Here is a 17,335-nt window from a genome sequence, read left to right as displayed (position 1 = left end):
ACTAATGCGTCATGCATTCAGCAGTGCTCTGACCTTCGCAACCTTTTGCGGATCGACCGGCGCGAGACCGTTGCTGTCCACGCGAACGCCCGAGCCGAAATGCACCGCTTCAACTTGTGTCCTGCTCACGAAACCGCCGATGGCATTCAACGTCAAACCCGCGCCAGCCAATATCGTGCAATGCGAACCGGCCGCCTGCCGCACCAGTTCGCGGATCGTGGCTTCCGCATTCAATACCGAAGGTTGCCCACCCGAGGTCAACACATTCGTCACGGCCTCGAAACCGAGCAATACATCGAGCGATTGGCGCAAATCACGCGCTTCATCGAACGCACGATGGAAGGTGATAGCCAGTCCATCCGCCGTATCGATCACACGCGCGAGGCCCTCGCGGTCGATCTCGCCAGTGGTGTTCAGCATGCCGACCACCACGCCATTCGCGCCCGCCGCCTTCACCGCCCGCACGTCGCGCAGCATCACCGCGTAGTCGTCGGCGTCGTACACGAACGAGCGGCTATGCGGCCGCACGATCACGTTCACGGGAATCTCGACCGCCGCCACCACCGCTTCGATCAAGCCGAGACTCGGCGTCAGGCCGCCCTCGCCCATCGCGGTAACAAGTTCGAGACGGTCAGCGCCGGCTTGCGCAGCGAGGCGCGCGTCGGCAACGGTTGTGGCAATGACTTCGAGAAGGACGGACATAAGCGCGGCTGAGTGTCGTTAAAACGACATGATCTCTCAAGAATACGCCGGGCCGCCCCAAGTATTCTTGTCCCCCTTGGGGGGACTGGCGCAGAGCGACAGGTAGGGGGCACTCAATACTACTCTTCGTCCACCCAGTCGATGTCGCCGCACAGCACGCAGGTCTGCTCGCCGACACGCGTCGCCACCGAAAGCGTCACGCACGGCAACGCCTCGTTGATCGACAGATACGGCCGCGTCACATGCACGCGCTCCGGCGCATTGATCGCATCGCGGAAATACGGACGACGCAGCCAGTTCGCCCCTTGCGCGTCAGCAAGCGGCAGAAAGCGCGTTTCATGCGCCGCGCGATCGGCGCGCAGCACGACGTTGCGGCCTGCCTGCTTGCCCTTCGCGTCGAGCAGGAAGCAGCGCGCGGCATGGTCGAGCGCGAGAAAATTCCAGCACACTTCCTCGAGCGGTTCGCCGGCCGCGAGCCGTTCCGCCGCCCGCTCGAAAGCCCGCAAGTATGGCGCGAGCCGGCTGGCATTGCGACGCTCGCGCGCATCGGCCTGATCGCGATAACGCTCGGTGAGTTCGCTGATGCATGTGGTCGCGTGCAACGCGTCGGCCGCCCCGGGGTTCGGACGGCCGAAGAAAAAGCCCTGCACGAAGTCCGCGTTGCAAGCGAGCGCCATCTGCGCCTCATGCTCGGTTTCCACGCCTTCCACCAGCACCAGCTTGCCCGCTTCGTGCAGCAGCGCCACGAGGCCCGGCAGAATCGTCGCCATGTCGGCACGATGCGCGGCGTGCGACAGCATGATGCGGTCGAGCTTCACGATGTCGGGATTCAATTGCCAGATCCGTTCGACGTTCGAGTGTCCCGCGCCGAAATCGTCGAGCGCGATCAGGAAACCGCGCTCGCGGAACTGGCGCACGGCGTCGGCGAGACGTTCCAGATCTTCGGCGCGATGCTCGAGCACTTCGAGCACGATGCGCCGCGGCGGCAGATCGACCCGTTTCAGCGTGGCCAGCAAGGCGGCGGCGAGATACGGATCGGTGAGCGCCCCGGGATGCACATTCAGGAACAACCACTCGCGCTCGGCGCCGAGCACCTTGAAATTTTCCAGATGCAGGGTCTGGGCCAGCTTGTCGACCTGTAGCACATCGCCGAGGCGCGCGGCCTCGCCAAATACGTCGAGCGGCGACACGGGCCGGTCGAGCGCGTCGTGCGCGCGCAGCAGCCCTTCGTAACCGACCGCCCGCATATGCGACAGGCTGAAAATCGGTTGAAACACGCTGCTCAGCGTGAGTTCGCCATGCTGCACCGTAAAGCGTTCGAGCCCCGACGTCATCTCGACACCGAAGCCATGCGGCGCGCTGGCCGTCCTTTCCTGTTGCGCAATCGTCATGCAATCCTCTCACGCGAGAGCCGGGCCGGTCCGAACGCGGAAGCGAACAACCTCGGCGCCGTCTCTCAAATGTGCGTCATCGATATACCTTAAGCAAGCTCCATGCGCACGCTGACGCACATTCCAATGAAATTTGTTCGAAAGATTGGACCCGTGACAGGGAGCATGCGCCGCGCGTGGGCGTGGCGCGCACCGTTAAGGTGCACTGCCTCGTGAAGACACTCCCGCGCCTGGTTGGCGGCGCGGCATGTCGCCCTGACCGAGGCGTAACGCGTCGTCGGGCTAAACTTCGGCCTTACGCTTCGTCAGCATCGCGTGGCCGCATCGTCGAAGATCACCGAAGTAACACCGTTATATCCCCAGAAATAGACCGATGGACATTGTCTTTACCGTATTGATTCTTTTGCTCGCCGTCGCCGCGTCGGGCGTCGTCACCCGCATCCTGCCGATCGCCTTGCCGCTGCCGCTCGTGCAGATCGCGATCGGCGCGTTGCTCGCATGGCCAAGGCTCGGGCTGCACGTCACGTTCGATCCGGAAATTTTCATGATGCTGTTCATTCCGCCGCTGCTGTTCGCGGATGGATGGCGCATTCCCAAGCGCGAATTCTTCATGGCGCGCCGCTCGATCCTGATGCTCGCGCTCGGCCTCGTCTTCATGACGGTGCTGGTGGTCGGCTACTTCGTGCATGCGCTGGTGCCGTCGATCTCGCTGCCGGTCGCGTTCGCGCTGGCCGCGGTGTTGTCGCCGACCGATGCGGTGGCGCTGTCCGGCATCGCCGGCAAGGGCAAGATTCCGGGGCGGCTGATGCATATCCTCGAAGGCGAGGCGTTGATGAACGACGCGTCGGGACTGGTCGCGTTGAAGTTCGCGATTGCCGCCGCGCTGACCGGCGTGTTTTCGTTGCGCGACGCGTCGATCAGTTTCGTGATCATCGCTGCGGGCGGCCTCGCGACGGGTGCGGCAGTGAGCTGGCTGTTCAGCTTCGTGTCGGCGCGCTTTCTGAGTCTGACGGAAGAAGGCGATCCGGCGCCTGGCGTCGTGATGACACTGCTGATTCCGTTCGCCGCTTATCTGATCGCCGAGCGTTTCGAATTGTCGGGCATTCTGGCCGCGGTCGCCGCCGGCATGATGATGAACTACTCGACCATTGCGAACGCCGGGCCGGCGTCATCGCGGGTGCGCGCCAACAGCACGTGGACGATGATCGAGTTCGTCTTCAACGGCATGGTGTTCATTCTGCTGGGACTGCAGTTTCCGCACATTCTCGGCCGGGCCTTGCTCGACGCGCACGAAACCAGCAACGTGCAGGTCTGGCTGCTGATCGGCTATATCGCCGCGGTGGCGGCCGCCCTCTATGCGATGCGCTTCGTGTGGGTGTGGCTGCTGCGCTGGTTCGCGAGCCGCAGCGCCGCCAAGCAAGGCGTGGCGAACGCGGTGCCGGGCTTGCGCACGGCCGCGGTGACGACGGTGGCCGGCGTACGCGGCGCCGTGACGCTTGCGGGCGTGCTGTCGTTGCCGGAAGTGTTACCGGGTGGCGCTCCGCTCCCGGGCCGCGATCTGGCGATTTTCATCGCGTCGGGCGTGATTCTGCTTTCGCTGCTGGTGGCCGTAGTGGCGTTGCCGTTGCTGCTGAGCGGCTGGCGTCGCGGCAAGGATCCGCATGCCGCCGAGGAGGCGCTCGCACGGACGATGGCCGCGCAAGCCGCGATTCGTGCTGTCGACGAAGTGCACGACACCGAGTGCGCGAATCTGGACGAGTCGGCCTCGGCGTATGCGGCGGATGTCACCGCGCGGGTGATGGACCTCTATCGGCGCCGCCTCGCCACGCTCGATGAAGAAAAGGAACCGCGCGAGCTGGCGCGCCGCGCCGATGCGCTGGAATTCAGGATGAAGCTCGCGGCCATGCGAGCCGAGCGCAAGACGCTGCTGGCGCTGCGCAGCAGTCAGGAGATCAACGACGAGACGTTGAACAAGCTGATGCGCGAAGTGGATTTGTCGGAGACTGCGCTGACGGCGCGAAGGAAGTGACGCGCGTTCGCGCTGAGTCGTTGCGATTTCGGCGGCGAAGGCTTTTTCTTCGATCGAGACAACGTGCGAAAGAAAAAAGCCCGCGCTGCCGACGAACCCATAGAAACAAGTGGTTCAGCGCCAGAGAAAAATCACGCCACCGGACCTTGCGCCGGCTTTCTTCTCAGTAAAGCGTAGAGAATGATCGCGCCGAACGTCGCGGTGCCGATGCCGCCCAGACCAAAGCCGCCGAGCTTCAACGAGAAGTCGCCGGCGCCGAGCACGAGCGTGACCGCGGCCACGATGAGATTGCGGTTGTCGGAGAAGTCCACTTTGTTGACGACCCAGATGCGCGCGCCGGTCACGGCGATCAGTCCGAACACGACGATCGACACGCCGCCCAGCACCGGCCCCGGAATGGTCTGGATCACCGCGCCGAACTTCGGCGAAAAACCCAGCACCAGCGCGATCAGCGCGGCGATCACGAAGACCAGCGTCGAATAAATCTTGGTGACGGCCATCACGCCGATGTTCTCGGCATAAGTCGTGACACCGGTGCCGCCGGCGAAGCCGGACACGATCGTCGCGAGTCCGTCGCCGAGAAATGCGCGGCCGACGTAGCGGTCCAGATTCTGGCCCGTCATCGCGCTCACTGCCTTGATATGCCCGAGGTTCTCCGCCACCAGAATCACCGCGATCGGCGCGAGCAAGGTCATGGCCTGTATGTTGAACACCGGCGCCGTGAAGTGCGGCATACCGAACCACGCCGCGTTCGCGACGATGGCGAAATCGATCGGCTTGCCCATGCCGAGACCGTTCGTGACGATCGCGTAAATCACGTATGCCATCAGCAGGCCGACCAGAATCAGCAGACGCTGCAGCATGCCGCGCGCGAACACCGCGACCGCTCCCACGCACAGCACGGTGACGAGCGCCATCCACGAATCGAAGTTGCTGCCGCTCACGCCATGCACCGCGATCGGCGCGAGATTCAAACCGATCACGCAGACGATCGCGCCCGTCACCACCGGCGGCATCAGCGTCTCGATCCATGTGGTGCCGACCGCCGACACGATCAGGCCGATAAGCGCGTACACCACGCCGCACGCGATGATCCCGCCCAGCGCCACTGGAATGTTCATGTTCGGGCCGTGGCCGCCGTAACCCGTCACCGCGATCACCAGACCGATGAACGCGAAGCTGGAGCCGAGATAGCTCGGCACGCGGCCGCCCACCAGCACGAAGAACAATAGTGTGCCGATGCCCGACATGAAGATGCACAGGTTCGGATCGAAGCCCATCAGCAACGGCGCGAGCACCGTCGAGCCGAACATCGCGACGACGTGTTGCACGCCCATCGCGAACATCTGCGGCCACGCGAGCCGCTCGTCGGTGCCGACGATGCGGCCCTCGGCAGCCGCGGACTGGGCACGCCAGCGGGGGAAGTAGGAATCGGCCATGGCGGGGGTTCTCCTCTGTTCGGCGCTATTTATGGTGGCGCGGCGCCGGCACGAGGCGCCGCCCAGGAATTAGGCGCGAGTGTACGGAGTGCCATTGGGCCTGGCAAGCTCGGGGAAATGCGCGGCGGGGTGTGGGGTGAATGCTGGAACCGGGCGCGATCCTTCGCGCCCGTAACGATCACCCGCGCCCTCAGCCGTGCCGCGTTTCCAGCGAAAACACCGTCACAGCCGCCTGCAACTGCCTCGCCTGATCCGCCATCGACGCCGCCGCGGCGGCCGCCTGCTCGACCAGCGCCGCGTTCTGCTGGGTCACGTCGTCCATCTGCGCGACCGCGCGATTGACTTCTTCGATGCCGGTGCTCTGCTCCTGCGACGCCGACGAAATCTCGCCCATGATGTCGGTCACGCGTTTCACCGCGTGCGTGACTTCCGCCATCGTCTGCCCGGCGCGCTCGGCGAGTTCGGCGCCGCTGCCCACACGTGCCGTCGAGCTCTCGATCAGCTCCTTGATCTCCTTCGCCGACACCGCGCTGCGCTGCGCGAGCGAGCGCACTTCTCCCGCCACCACCGCGAAGCCGCGCCCTTGTTCGCCGGCGCGCGCCGCTTCAACCGCCGCGTTCAGCGCGAGGATGTTGGTCTGGAACGCGATCCCTTCGATCACCGCGATGATGTCCGTCATGCGCTTCGAGCCGGCCGCCAGCTCGCGCATCGTTTCGACCACGTCGCCGACGAGATGGCTGCCGCGCGCCGCGACTTCCGACGCGCCGTGCGCGACACCGCCCGCCTGCTGCGCATTCTCGGCGTTCATCTTCACCGTCGACGTCAGCTCCTGCATGCTCGACGCGGTCTCCTGCAGCGCGGCGGCTTGTTCCTCGGTGCGTTGCGACAGATCCGTATTGCCCTGCGCGATTTCGCCCGACGCCATCAGGATCGATTCGCTCGATTCGCTGATGCCCGACACGATGCCCGCCAGCCGCTCACGCATGTTGCGCAACGCGAACAGCAAGCTGTGAGAGTCGCCTGCACGGGTTTCGACGCGCACGCTCAGGTCGCCGTCCGCGATGCGGTTGGCGATCTGCATCGCGTAATCCGGTTCGCCGCCGAGTTGCCCGGACAGCCGGCGCGCGATCACAGTGGCGAGCAGCATGCCCGCGACGATCGCGCCCAGCACCAGCGCGCTCATGACGATGCGCATATGTTGATAGCCGGTGGACGCTTCCAACTGCGCTTGGTTGGCTTGTTGGCGGCGATAGTCGATCAGCGCCGTGATGCGATCGCGCAGCGCCTCGCTCGCCGCAATCGCGCGGCGCACGAGTTCGTTGTTGTCGACGCCCGCCGGAATCGGTTCGAGACCGATCTGCTGATGCACGATGCCTTCCCACACCGCCGACTTGCGCAGCACGTCGTCGAACATTTCCTGGCCCTTGCCCGTTTCGATGGTCGCGCGATACTGGTCGTAGGCGGCGTGCATCTCCTTGAGTGAGCCGACAATGCTGTCCTTCAACTTTTGACGGCCGGCGTCGTCGGCGGCGTAGCCGAGATTCGCGGCGGCCAGATCGGAATCGATCTTGTGGCGGTTCGCCTCTTCCATCCAGTACAGGCCGTCCATGTGTTTATCGCAGATGGCGTCGGTAATGCCGTGCATCGACGACAGCGTACTCAGCGACGTCGCGCCGATCACGACGCAAAAACCAATCACCACGGCAAACGCCAGCAGCAGTTTCCTGAACACGGGCATGCGGTCGAACCACTTCATTTCACCATCCTTCATGAGTCACGACGGGACGCTCGCGCCGCCGCGCCATCGCGAAACCTTTCGCGATCTTCTGGATACGTAGCGACGCTCCCACCTCATTTACGGCGGCCATCACGGAGACTTGATGCGATAAATGTCAGGAATAACCGGGACAGGATGTTGTAAGCAATGCTTAGCGCACGCGGCCCAGTCGCGAGACGCCGCGCTGGCGGAGTATCGGCGATATGTTTGGGATTCGTCTGATTTATCGGAACAAGGCAAGCTCTTAGACTTGTTCTGCTGCGTTGACCCCCATGAGTAAGCGCATGCGATGTTGTTGTAACTCTCCGACTTTTCCGCTCACGCTTCCCCGGTGTGAGCGGTTTTTTTTCGTCTGTGCGATCCGTTGTTTGCGCTGGCGAAGATGCTGTGACGCGCCGGTCTTTATGCGTGTGTCGCGAAAGCGGCGTTTGCGAGTCGCAAGGTGTAGTCGCGCACGTCGTTCGGCCATGCCGCGACGATCTCTTCAAACCGCGGGCGATCGGCCGCGTACAGCGCGCGGGTGGCATCCTCATAGCGCGGCAGATTGCCCGCCAGCGCGGTCATGAAGCGGTACACGGCTTCCTGCGCCGCGCGTTGGCGGTCCTTGTCCTCGCCGGCAACGCGTGCCGCATCGACCAGTTTGCGTAGCGCGACCGAAGCGCCGCCCGACTGCCCGTTCAGCCATTCCCAATGACGCGGCAACAAGGTGACTTCTCTCGCCACCACACCGAGCTTGGGCCGGCCACGGCCGCGCGGGGCGTCCTCCGCTGCGTCGGCGGTGGCGTGCGTGGTTTCGGCGCCATCATTTTGGCTTGCCAGGCGCGCGACGATCTCGTCGGCCGAGCCACGCAGATCGAATTCGACCGGCCGGCTGGTGACGTCGTCGAAGACCAGGACCGGCGCCTGTTCACCGCGCGCGAGCACTTCTCTTACCGCAAGCGCCACGTCGGGCAAGGCGCCCGACGCGATGCGGCGATGGCCTTCGAACGCGGTGCAGGTGAGTGAATGGACGGTCATGACAAACTCCGGAACAAGAATTTGTCGAATTATATCCGGGTTAAATTCAAATGCAACATATTACCCGGGTAAATTTATGCAGTACCCCTCATGCGGAGTTCCGCGCTTCGGTTCCCGGCGCCACCGTGGCGGCGCCGCGGGGCGACGCGTGCGTCACGGTGCGATAGCACAGCACGCGATTGCGGCCCGCATCTTTGGCTTCGTATAGGGCGTCGTCGGCGGCATTCAGGAGGGCGCGGCTCGTTGCGAATGCCTGGCCTCGCGTGGTGGCGATGCCGATGCTGACCGTCAGCACATGATGCGAACTCGCCACGTGGCGAAGCTGCAGTGCCTGAACCGCAGCGCGAATTTTTTCGGCGATGAAAGCCGCGCCGGTTTCGTCGGTGTCCGGCAGCAGCACGGCGAACTCTTCGCCGCCGTAGCGCGCCGCCGTGTCGCCCGGACGCCGTACGCTCTGCGCGATACAGCGGGCCACGCCGGTGAGCGCGTCGTCGCCGGCGGAATGGCCGTACAGGTCGTTGAAGCCCTTGAAACTGTCGACGTCGATCAGCAGCATCGACAGCGGCCACGCGTTGCGCTGCGCGCGGCGCCACTCCTCTTCCGCATGTTCCTCGAAGGTGCGGCGATTGTTCAGGCCGGTCAGCCCGTCGGTGCGCGCCAGCACGCGCAACTCTTCTTCGGCCGCGCGGCGATGCCGCAACTGATGCGAGAACAGCACCGCCAGCGCGATGATCGTCACGTCGAGCGCGGCGATCAGCGAACCGATGATCCACGCGCGGTGCCGCCACTCCACGTAGATATCGTGCGTGGACAGCGCGACGTCGAGAATCAGCGGATACATGTCGATATGGCGGAACGCGTACCAGCGCTCGACGCCGTCGATCGCCGCCGTGCCGAAGAAGTCCCCGCTCGGCTGCTGGGTGAAACGCGAGTAATTGGCGGTGCCGGTCAGATTGATACCGATGATTTTCGGATCGTAAGGACGCCGCATCAGCATCGTGCCGTCGTTGAGCATCAGCGCCATCGAGCCGCCGGCGCCGAGATTCATGCCGGCGAACAGGCTGCGGAAATAGGTGAGGCGCATAGTGCCGGCCACCACGCCGCCGAAACTGCCGTCCGGCCGCGTGATACGCCGGCTCAGCGCGATGCTGACTTCCTTGCCGCTGATCTTCGGCATGAACGGATGGCTGATGTACAGGCCGACGTTGGGAGAGTCCCGCTGCACCTTGAAGTAATCGCGGTCGGCGAGATTGACGTGGCGCGGCGGAGAGGCTTGCGAGTCGAACCTGATGTTGCCGGCTTCGTCGGTCACGAGGATCGAACCCAAGTCTTTGGCGCTCGCCGAGCCGTCGAACAACACCATCTGGCGGATGGCCGGCTTCAGGTCCAGCACGCCGGGCTGTTTCAGGCCGTCGATCACCGCGCGCAGCGAGAGATCGTAAATCTCCAGATTGCGCGACACGTCGCGCTCGACCAGCAGCGAGACGTTAAAGACCGAATCCTGGGCGCGCCGCAAAGCGTCGTCGCGCATCTGAGCCAGCACCCACACGGCGATCGCAAGGATCGCACTGGCCAGCACGATACTGATCGCAATCACGATGTTCGGTCGGCGCGTCACCATGGGCTTTTCGTTCAAACATGCGCTGACCTACGCGCGTGAAGAAGAGGGCCGCGTCCAGACCGGCGCGCGCCGTGAACCGGTAGCGTACCAGACGATGTGCCGCGCCGAATCAACGAAAAGATGGGTTTTTGCCGGGTGGGCGAGCTTGACGCCGCTCGCCCGTGCTCAGCCGGTATGCAGATCGAGCATGGGCCCGGATGCTGACCGGCTCAACGCGCGGATGTCGGCGGTCTCGAGCACCGCCTTGTCGGCGCCGTGGCGGGCGACCGCCAGCATGGCGAGACCGATGTCTTCGGTACTCAGAATCTGGTTGGGGAAAAGCGCACGCAGCGTCGATAGGACGGGCCGCGCCAGTGTGTAGAACAGCTGGTACGAGCGGGTCTTGGAGCGCGCGCCGTTCAGCGGTTGAATCACGCCCGGACGGAACAGATAGACGCCCTTGAAGGGCAGCCGCTGCAACGCGTTCTCAGTCTTGCCCTTGACGCGCGCCCACATGCTGCGGCCTTGCTCCGTGCTGTCGGTGCTCGCGCCGGACACGTAGACGAAGGTCATCTGCGGATTGAGACGGGCGAGCGTCTGCGCCGCCGCCAGCGTGAGGTCGTAGGTGAGGCGCGAATACTCCGCTTCCTGCATGCCCACCGACGACACGCCCAGGCAGAAGAAACACGCGTCGAAGCCCGTGAGCGACGCTTCCAGCGCGCGATAGTCCATCAGGTCCGGCTGAACCACTTCGATGAGCCGTGGATCGAGCTGGCCTGTGCGAGTGCGGCCGACCGTCTGGACCGCTTCAACGTCGGGTGCGCGTAGACACTCGCGCAACACGCCCTGCCCGACCATGCCGGTCGCGCCAAAAATGAGAACCTTCATGATGCATGCTCCATGGTCGCGCACGGCCTGCGTGCGTTAGTCAGTGCTTCGGATATCGCCCACAAGCGGGCGGCGACCGCCTTGTCCTGCGGCCTGCGGCCCGTGGGCCGCTTGCCCGGCTCGGCTCGGCCCGGCTCGGCGCTCAAGCTTTCGCCGATGCGGCCGGAAACGCCGGCAGCGGCGACGGCGCGGAGAAATCCGTCGACTCACTGACGGCACGCCACGCTTGTGCGTCAGCCGCGCGCGCCTTCTCGCCTTCTCCACAGTAGTGCAATGCGTCGGTGCCCAACAAAAGGTGCGCTGGCAAAGCATCGTGATAAGCGAGCTTGAGGACCACTTGCGCGACCTTCGCCGGATTGCTGGCTTCGTGGCCGATGTACTGCGACAGCATATCCACTACGGCACCGACCGACGGCACGTAATCTGGCCACAATTCCGGCGTGGCGCCAGCCGCCTCAAGGCCCCACTCTGTTTTCATGCCGCCCGGTTCGAGCGCGGTGACATGGACGCCGAACGGCGCGAGCTCCTGCCGGATCACCTCGGTGAAGCCGCCGACGGCCCACTTCGCCGCCTGGTAAGCGCTCAATCCGGCAATCCCCACGCGCCCGCCCACCGAGGAAATCTGGATGATGTGCCCGGCGCGCTGCTCTCGCAGCACCGGCAAGGCCGCGCGCGTCACGTTGACGACGCCGTAGAAGTTGGTGTCGATCTGCGCGCGGAAATCGTCCTCGGAGCTTTGCTCGAACGGCACCAGATGCCCGAAGCCCGCATTGTTGACCACCACGTCCAGCCGGCCGAACGCGTCGACGGCGGCTTGCACGGCTTGGCGCGCCGCCTGCGAATCCGTGACGTCGAGCGCGACCGCGCGGACCCGCCCGCCATGACGCGCAGTCAGATCGGCCAACTGACGCGGATCGCGCGCGGTCGCGACGACCTGCTCGCCTGCCTGCAACGCTGCTTCGACAATCTCGCGCCCAAGTCCACGCGCACTGCCGGTAACCAACCAGACCTTAGCCATATTGCACTCCTTGAAATTAGTTGAGCAAGTAATCACTCATTAATACGACAAAAAAACTCAGTGGCGGGCGATCGCATTCCAGAACGCGTCGAAGCCCGCCTGGCGATAACGCTCGGCCTCAGCCGGTTCCCGAGCGATGAAGTCCATGGTCGTTTCCGCCAAAGCGCCCATGATCGCCGACAGAAAAGCCGGCGGATGATCCCGCAACGCGCCGCTCGCCACGCTTGCCTGAATCATGGCGTTGATATCGGCGAACGACTGCATGCCCGTCGCTCGCGTGTGGTTGGTCAAGCGCTCAGACACGGCCAGTTGAGCCATGGCGCGGCGCTTGTTCGGCTGCGCGACGCCCCAGTCTACGAACCTGTTCCACACATGCTGCGCGCGCTCGCGCACGCTGGCGTGCTTCGGATAGCCGGCCACCATCACTTCGCGCAGTTCGGCCTTGATGTCGAGATACAGGACGTTCAGCAAGTCGTCCTTGTTGTCGAAGTACGTGAACAGCGTGCCTTCCGCCACGCCCGCCACTTTGGCGATGCGCGAGGTGGGCGCGCCCAGCCCCTGCTCGGCGATGACCTCGGCTGCAGCAGCAAGGATGGCGTTACGTTTGTCTTCGCTCTTGGGTCGGGCCATGCGGATTCGGTTCTGCTGCGGTCAATAAATGAGTGATTGCTCAATCATATACATGAACAGTAGCTCGTTCAAGCGGTTTTCGATAGCTTGCTCGACGGGATGCTTTCATCACGCGCCTAAATATATTCAATTGGCACGAAATCCCACTTTCTTCGGTCATCGCGTGCAAACCTTACAAAGATATATCCGATCCACCTCAAGTACTCGAGCGTGCGAACCGATATCCGGTAAATGGGATACCTATTTTGTGTCTCACGCCGATGCGCTTTCACGCATGCATCGACGTGAGACACCGAAGGGATAGACCGCGCGAGCCCGCCGCGATGTACGGCGGTCGTATAGACGCTCCCATGCCCGGACCTGAGAGTCCATTGCGAACGCATCCACGTTTCGTTATTGGAGAAAAAAATCGTGACTCTGAAGCACCTCACCATCAAAGCAAAACTCATTGCCGGTTTTGGCATGCTGTCCCTTATCGTCGTCGCGGTTTCCGGACTTTCCCTGAAGGCGCTCAGTGACTCGACCGATGGATTTTCCAGCTTCGTGCACGGCATCAACGCTCGCGCGGACATGGCGGTGCAGGTGCGAACCGCGGTCGATCGCCGGGCTATCGCCGCGCGTAACCTCGTGCTCGTGGCCAAACCTCAGGATCTCGACATAGAGAAAGCCGATGTGCTGCGTGCGCACGAAGATGTGCAGACCGATCTGAAGAAGCTCAACGACATGATCGCGACCGCAACCGACACGTCGGAGAAAGCGCGCAGTCTCGTCGCCGAGATCAACCGGGTGGAGGCGTCGTATGGACCGGTCGCCACCGACATCGTCAATCTCGCGCTGACCAGCAAACGCGACGAAGCGATCGTCAAGATGGACGAGCAATGCCGGCCGTTGCTCGCCGCGCTGATTCGCGCGACCAACGCGTATGCCGACTACACGCATGGCCGCCAGGAACAGATCATCAACGAGTACGCGGCGCACTATGAGAACCAGCGCAATCTGCTGATCGCGATCAGCCTGATCGCGGTGGCGCTTGCGATCGGCGCATGCGTGCTGATCACGCGCGCGGTGACCGGACCGCTGCGCCAGGCGATCGACGTCGCGCGTACCGTGTCGGAAGGCGATTTGCGCACGCGCATCACCGTCGACGGCAGCGATGAAACCAGCAAGCTGCTGGGCGCCCTGCGCGAGATGAACGAACGGTTGACGACGATCGTCGGACGCGTGCGCGACAGCAGCACGAGCATCGCCGGCGCGGCGCGCGAGATCGCCGCGGGCAATATGGACCTGAGCCAGCGCACCGAACAACAGGCGGCGTCGCTGCAGGAAACGGCGTCGAGCATGGAAGAACTCACGTCCACGGTGAAGCAGAACGCCGACAATGCGCAGCAAGGCAGCATGCTGGCCGCGAATGCTTCGTCGGTCGCGCAGAAAGGCAGCGAGGTGGTCGGCCAGGTGGTGAGCACGATGCACGACATCAGCGATAGCTCGACCAAGATCGCGGACATCACGGGCATCATCGAAGGCATTGCGTTCCAGACGAACATTCTCGCGCTCAACGCGGCCGTCGAAGCCGCGCGCGCCGGTGAGCAGGGCCGCGGTTTCGCGGTGGTGGCGAGCGAAGTCAGAAGCCTGGCGCAGCGCTCATCGAGCGCGGCGAAGGAGATCAAGGATCTGATTGCCACGTCCGTGGACAAGATCCGCGACGGCTCGGCGCTTGCGGGCGAAGCGGGCAAGACGATGGCCGAAGTCACCCTGGCGGTGACGCGGGTGACGGACATCATGTCGGAGATCGCGGCGGCATCGAGTGAACAAAGCCGTGGCATCGAGCAGGTCAATCTCGCGATCACGCAGATGGATAACGTCACGCAACAGAATGCCGCTTTGGTGGAAGAAGCGGCGGCGGCTTCGCGGTCGATGGAAGATCAGGGGCAGCAGTTGAATGAGGCCGTGGCGTTCTTTCAGATTTTGAGTGGTGGTGGTGCGGGTTTTGTTTCTGCGGGTCCGCTGCATAAGGAGACGCCGCGGCGTGAACTGCACGTCGCGCCTGTGCGGCGTACTGCGCGCGCGACGGCTGCGCCGGTTGCCGCATTGGCGACGGCAGCGGTCGGTGCGGAAGATGGGTGGGATAAGTTTTGAGTTTGTTTCTTCTCGAGCGCCGTGCTCGTATGGCGGCGCTCGAACCAGGCATGTTTCGTGAAGCAAAGCGGCTTAGGCGACACGCTTAGGCCGGCAACGCACGAACGCAGTGCGTTACCACCTGCGATCCGCCTCGGACACGTCGCACGCGAACGGTCCCGGGGCGTATACGCGCTCGAGAGATGCCACCTTGAGTTGCGGCTGAGGCGTTTGCTCCAGTTCCTGATGGATCTGCTCCAGCGATTGGGTCATATGTAGCCTCCAGAGCGCGGACGAAATTCATAGCCAACGCCGACGGCATCGCCAACGAGACCGCCGGTTCGGCGTTGAATTCGGTGTGTAGCCTCAGTTCAGTAAAGACATTTCCGATCGACAAGTTTGCTCGCCCCGACTGTAGGACGATGGATACGTGCGGCAGTACCAACGTATCCTCAAGTTATTGATGTTTAGGTGCGCATGATGCCGTGTAGGGCGGCGAACCAGCCGAGTCGAATCAACAACGATTCATCGCAACAGGACAAGCTGAGGTGTGGCGTCAGCGCCTGACCAGACGATGGCGTTCTGACCATACCGGGTGCCGAGTGTCTTTGCAGCCTCAAGCGAGAGTCCCAATACAAGGAAGCTCGCTTCGCCAGGCCAATTGTTCGATGGATGTTGACCGATGCCGTCGATAAAGGTCAGGCCAAGCTGCTTGAACTCCTTGGCGAGCGCCTGTTGTCTGGCGGCATTGAACTCGTCGCTAGCGTTCTGGCTGAAGGGATTGCAGGCGGTGATGAATGCACTGCACTCGGTGTGATGAGCTTCGTGCAGCGTTGCCAGCGTCGGGTTGTTTTCGCCGATCTTTAATGTGGTGGGCTTGTCGCCGTGAACACGGTAGTGCGTTTCCAGATAGGCCTGGATCGTCTCGCGGGGAATGTCTGAGTCAGAAAACAAAAAACCCTCCGTTCAAGGAGGGTCGACGCTTTACCCGTTTGATTGCTCACTCGGGAGCCACATCCGCTTTCGCGATCCACCTTGCCCGGGAGGCAGGTTGGCTTGGGCGTCGACCCAATTCAAAATGTGCGTGGATTGGAGCATGTGCGGGGCGCGGTTGTCAAGGTGGCGCGGAGATGGCGATTCTTGGGTGTGGCCGACTGGTTGGAGCTGCGCTTTTGTCGTCCTGATTGCGGCTTGAGGCAACGTCCGGGCATCGTGGTCTCGAGGTGTTGGCCCAGCGCGCAGAGCTTAAGATTCGACTTCCCCACGCTTCGGCAGTGTGGTGCCATGGACGGACGCTCATGCGAGCCGCGTGGCGCCAAGCGTAGCCACAAATCTGCCAGCCATTCGACGCGCAAAAACGTGGGCCAGAATGCAAAACAACGCACTACATCGCGAGACGTAGTGCGTTGTTTCTTAAGAACTTCGTGGTGGAGAGGAGGAGGATCGAACTCCCGACCTTCGCATTGCGAACGCGACGCTCTCCCAGCTGAGCTACCCCCCCAACGTGCAAACAATTCTAGCACAAGCATTTTCCGTTTTGCCAAGCCCGCTGGCCCCAGAAAAACGGCAGCAAACCATCACTTCGACGGCGCGCCAGCAAGCACCCAGTCCACCACCGAACGAATATCCGCATCGCTCATCGATTGATGCGCGGGCATCGGAATCATGCCCCACACGCCGGAGCCGCCATCCTTCACCTTGCGCGACAATTTCGCCGGCGCTTGCGCATCGCCCTTGTACTTCGCGGCGACCTGCTGGAACGATGGGCCGACCAGTTTGCGATCCACCGCGTGACATCCCATGCAGGCATTCGCGTTGGCGACCAGTTGGCCACGCGGCGCATCGGCGGCACGCGCAGCCGGTGCGACAACACCCGCCAGCGCGCCAAGCATCAGCGCGCCTACTGCGACGGCAACACCCCGCATCATGGCGCCGTCGCCTTCGGATTACCCGGATGCACGGCGTTCGAATTGGTGACCGGCGCGGGCGCCTGCTGTTCGAGCGGCCGCGAACTCACCGACGAATCAGGAATAGCGCCAACGGTCGCCGCATTCGCGTCCGGTTGCGAAGCCGCCACGGGCGCCGTCCCCGCTGCGGCGGCAGCCGCCGCGGCTTCCGCCGGCTGGATGTACTGGAACACCTTCACCACCTGCACCACGCCCGGCACACGGCTCGCGACGTCGGCGCCGCGATTGCCTTCGTCCATGGTGACGAGGCCCATCAGATACACCGAGCCACGCTCGGCCACCACCTTGAAGTTGTTCGCCGAAATGTTCTTCTCGGCGATCAGCGCGGTCTTCACACGCGTCTCCAGGTAAGTGTCATTGGTGCGTGACGAGAACGAGCTGGCCGGCATGATAGTCAGTTCGTTGACAATCGTGCTGACGTTGTTCAGGCCGCGCACGATGGTCTCCGCGCGTTGCTTCGACACGTCCCCCGCCACTTCGCCGGTCAGCAGCACGCGGCGGTTGAACACCGCCACGTTGACGTGCGCGTTGTCGGGCAAGTTCTGGCTGATCTGCGAGAGCGCCTTCACCTGCAACTCGCGATCCTCGGTCTGCGCGCCGAGCGTGCGCCGGTCGGTCGCCACCAGCGCGCCGCCGCCCGCCGCGCCGGCAACGGCGAGAAAGCAACCCTGCAACGTTGCGGACAGCCCCGCCGCGAACCCAACCACCAGCACGGTTCTCACCAGTGTCTTCTTGACGCGGAATACGCTCATCAACTAGCTC

The 17,335-nt window shown here is 63.4% G+C and carries 15 protein-coding genes, 1 tRNA gene and 1 riboswitch; of the genes, 2 read left to right on the top strand and 14 right to left on the bottom strand.

Annotated elements, in window-relative coordinates; all coding sequences use genetic code 11:
- Positions 1–9: 9 nt before the first annotated feature.
- A complete protein-coding gene (locus tag PQR42_RS37230) occupies positions 10–702 on the bottom strand; it encodes a copper homeostasis protein CutC (protein ID WP_408392276.1) in 693 nt (230 codons plus the stop codon).
- A 119-nt stretch (positions 703–821) separates the two neighbouring features.
- Complete coding sequence (locus PQR42_RS37225) at positions 822–2,093, bottom strand: sensor domain-containing phosphodiesterase (protein ID WP_408219207.1); 1,272 nt, start codon at positions 2,091–2,093, stop codon at positions 822–824.
- Between the two features lie 373 nt (positions 2,094–2,466).
- Between PQR42_RS37225 and PQR42_RS37220 the strand changes: the two genes are divergently transcribed.
- Entirely contained in the window at positions 2,467–4,122 is a 1,656-nt protein-coding gene (locus PQR42_RS37220) for a Na+/H+ antiporter (RefSeq protein WP_408392279.1), read from the top strand.
- Positions 4,123–4,253: 131 nt separating this feature from the next.
- On the opposite strand, the gene PQR42_RS37215 is transcribed toward PQR42_RS37220, so the two are convergent.
- The 7 genes from PQR42_RS37215 to PQR42_RS37185 form a co-directional block, all read right to left on the bottom strand.
- On the bottom strand, positions 4,254–5,561 hold the full coding sequence (locus tag PQR42_RS37215) for a solute carrier family 23 protein (protein WP_408248672.1): 1,308 nt from the start codon (positions 5,559–5,561) through the stop codon (positions 4,254–4,256).
- 190 nt (positions 5,562–5,751) lie between these two features.
- The gene (locus PQR42_RS37210; protein ID WP_408219216.1) at positions 5,752–7,317 is read right to left on the bottom strand and encodes a methyl-accepting chemotaxis protein; all 1,566 of its coding nucleotides are present in this window, start codon (positions 7,315–7,317) and stop codon (positions 5,752–5,754) included.
- 423 nt (positions 7,318–7,740) lie between these two features.
- Positions 7,741–8,355: a DUF2239 family protein gene (locus PQR42_RS37205; protein ID WP_408219219.1), complete on the bottom strand. Its 615-nt coding sequence runs from the start codon at positions 8,353–8,355 to the stop codon at positions 7,741–7,743.
- A gap of 88 nt (positions 8,356–8,443) precedes the next feature.
- Complete coding sequence (locus tag PQR42_RS37200) at positions 8,444–9,976, bottom strand: sensor domain-containing diguanylate cyclase (RefSeq protein ID WP_408219222.1); 1,533 nt, start codon at positions 9,974–9,976, stop codon at positions 8,444–8,446.
- A gap of 165 nt (positions 9,977–10,141) precedes the next feature.
- A complete protein-coding gene (locus PQR42_RS37195; RefSeq protein WP_408392282.1) occupies positions 10,142–10,843 on the bottom strand; it encodes an NAD(P)H-binding protein in 702 nt (233 codons plus the stop codon).
- A 142-nt stretch (positions 10,844–10,985) separates the two neighbouring features.
- On the bottom strand, positions 10,986–11,861 hold the full coding sequence (locus PQR42_RS37190; protein ID WP_408392284.1) for an SDR family NAD(P)-dependent oxidoreductase: 876 nt from the start codon (positions 11,859–11,861) through the stop codon (positions 10,986–10,988).
- Positions 11,862–11,918: 57 nt separating this feature from the next.
- Positions 11,919–12,491: a TetR/AcrR family transcriptional regulator gene (locus PQR42_RS37185; RefSeq protein ID WP_408392287.1), complete on the bottom strand. Its 573-nt coding sequence runs from the start codon at positions 12,489–12,491 to the stop codon at positions 11,919–11,921.
- A gap of 462 nt (positions 12,492–12,953) precedes the next feature.
- Here PQR42_RS37185 and PQR42_RS37180 point away from each other — a divergent pair, with 462 nt between their 5' ends.
- Positions 12,954–14,627, top strand: coding sequence for a methyl-accepting chemotaxis protein (locus PQR42_RS37180; protein ID WP_408392294.1), 1,674 nt, complete (start codon positions 12,954–12,956; stop codon positions 14,625–14,627).
- Positions 14,628–14,741: 114 nt separating this feature from the next.
- Here the strand turns inward: PQR42_RS37180 and PQR42_RS37175 are convergent, their stop codons facing one another.
- The 5 genes from PQR42_RS37175 to PQR42_RS37155 form a co-directional block, all read right to left on the bottom strand.
- On the bottom strand, positions 14,742–14,879 hold the full coding sequence (locus tag PQR42_RS37175) for a hypothetical protein (protein WP_408392290.1): 138 nt from the start codon (positions 14,877–14,879) through the stop codon (positions 14,742–14,744).
- A 252-nt stretch (positions 14,880–15,131) separates the two neighbouring features.
- Positions 15,132–15,560: a DUF3293 domain-containing protein gene (locus PQR42_RS37170; protein WP_408219237.1), complete on the bottom strand. Its 429-nt coding sequence runs from the start codon at positions 15,558–15,560 to the stop codon at positions 15,132–15,134.
- Between the two features lie 28 nt (positions 15,561–15,588).
- A riboswitch (SAM-I-IV-variant riboswitch) is annotated at positions 15,589–15,693 on the bottom strand.
- A 338-nt stretch (positions 15,694–16,031) separates the two neighbouring features.
- Positions 16,032–16,107: transfer RNA gene (locus tag PQR42_RS37165), tRNA-Ala, on the bottom strand.
- A gap of 76 nt (positions 16,108–16,183) precedes the next feature.
- On the bottom strand, positions 16,184–16,534 hold the full coding sequence (locus PQR42_RS37160) for a c-type cytochrome (RefSeq protein ID WP_408219240.1): 351 nt from the start codon (positions 16,532–16,534) through the stop codon (positions 16,184–16,186).
- Positions 16,531–17,325, bottom strand: coding sequence for a BON domain-containing protein (locus PQR42_RS37155; protein ID WP_408390338.1), 795 nt, complete (start codon positions 17,323–17,325; stop codon positions 16,531–16,533). Before PQR42_RS37155 ends, PQR42_RS37160 begins: the two co-directional genes overlap by 4 nt.
- Positions 17,326–17,335: the final 10 nt, after the last annotated feature.

The organism is Paraburkholderia sediminicola (assembly GCF_046027355.1).
In the GTDB taxonomy this organism is placed as follows: domain Bacteria; phylum Pseudomonadota; class Gammaproteobacteria; order Burkholderiales; family Burkholderiaceae; genus Paraburkholderia; species Paraburkholderia sediminicola_B.
This window is presented reverse-complemented; position numbering and strand designations above follow the sequence as displayed.

Bases quoted from the DNA above. Each gene is read 5' to 3' on its own strand.
- PQR42_RS37230 (WP_408392276.1), bottom strand. From the start codon at position 702: ATGTCCGTCCTTCTCGAAGTCATTGCCACAACCGTTGCCGACGCGCGC.
- PQR42_RS37225 (WP_408219207.1), bottom strand. From the start codon at position 2,093: ATGACGATTGCGCAACAGGAAAGGACGGCCAGCGCGCCGCATGGCTTC.
- PQR42_RS37220 (WP_408392279.1), top strand. From the start codon at position 2,467: ATGGACATTGTCTTTACCGTATTGATTCTTTTGCTCGCCGTCGCCGCG.
- PQR42_RS37215 (WP_408248672.1), bottom strand. From the start codon at position 5,561: ATGGCCGATTCCTACTTCCCCCGCTGGCGTGCCCAGTCCGCGGCTGCC.
- PQR42_RS37210 (WP_408219216.1), bottom strand. From the start codon at position 7,317: ATGAAGTGGTTCGACCGCATGCCCGTGTTCAGGAAACTGCTGCTGGCG.
- PQR42_RS37205 (WP_408219219.1), bottom strand. From the start codon at position 8,355: ATGACCGTCCATTCACTCACCTGCACCGCGTTCGAAGGCCATCGCCGC.
- PQR42_RS37200 (WP_408219222.1), bottom strand. From the start codon at position 9,976: ATGGTGACGCGCCGACCGAACATCGTGATTGCGATCAGTATCGTGCTG.
- PQR42_RS37195 (WP_408392282.1), bottom strand. From the start codon at position 10,843: ATGAAGGTTCTCATTTTTGGCGCGACCGGCATGGTCGGGCAGGGCGTG.
- PQR42_RS37190 (WP_408392284.1), bottom strand. From the start codon at position 11,861: ATGGCTAAGGTCTGGTTGGTTACCGGCAGTGCGCGTGGACTTGGGCGC.
- PQR42_RS37185 (WP_408392287.1), bottom strand. From the start codon at position 12,491: ATGGCCCGACCCAAGAGCGAAGACAAACGTAACGCCATCCTTGCTGCT.
- PQR42_RS37180 (WP_408392294.1), top strand. From the start codon at position 12,954: ATGCTGTCCCTTATCGTCGTCGCGGTTTCCGGACTTTCCCTGAAGGCG.
- PQR42_RS37175 (WP_408392290.1), bottom strand. From the start codon at position 14,879: ATGACCCAATCGCTGGAGCAGATCCATCAGGAACTGGAGCAAACGCCT.
- PQR42_RS37160 (WP_408219240.1), bottom strand. From the start codon at position 16,534: ATGATGCGGGGTGTTGCCGTCGCAGTAGGCGCGCTGATGCTTGGCGCG.
- PQR42_RS37155 (WP_408390338.1), bottom strand. From the start codon at position 17,325: ATGAGCGTATTCCGCGTCAAGAAGACACTGGTGAGAACCGTGCTGGTG.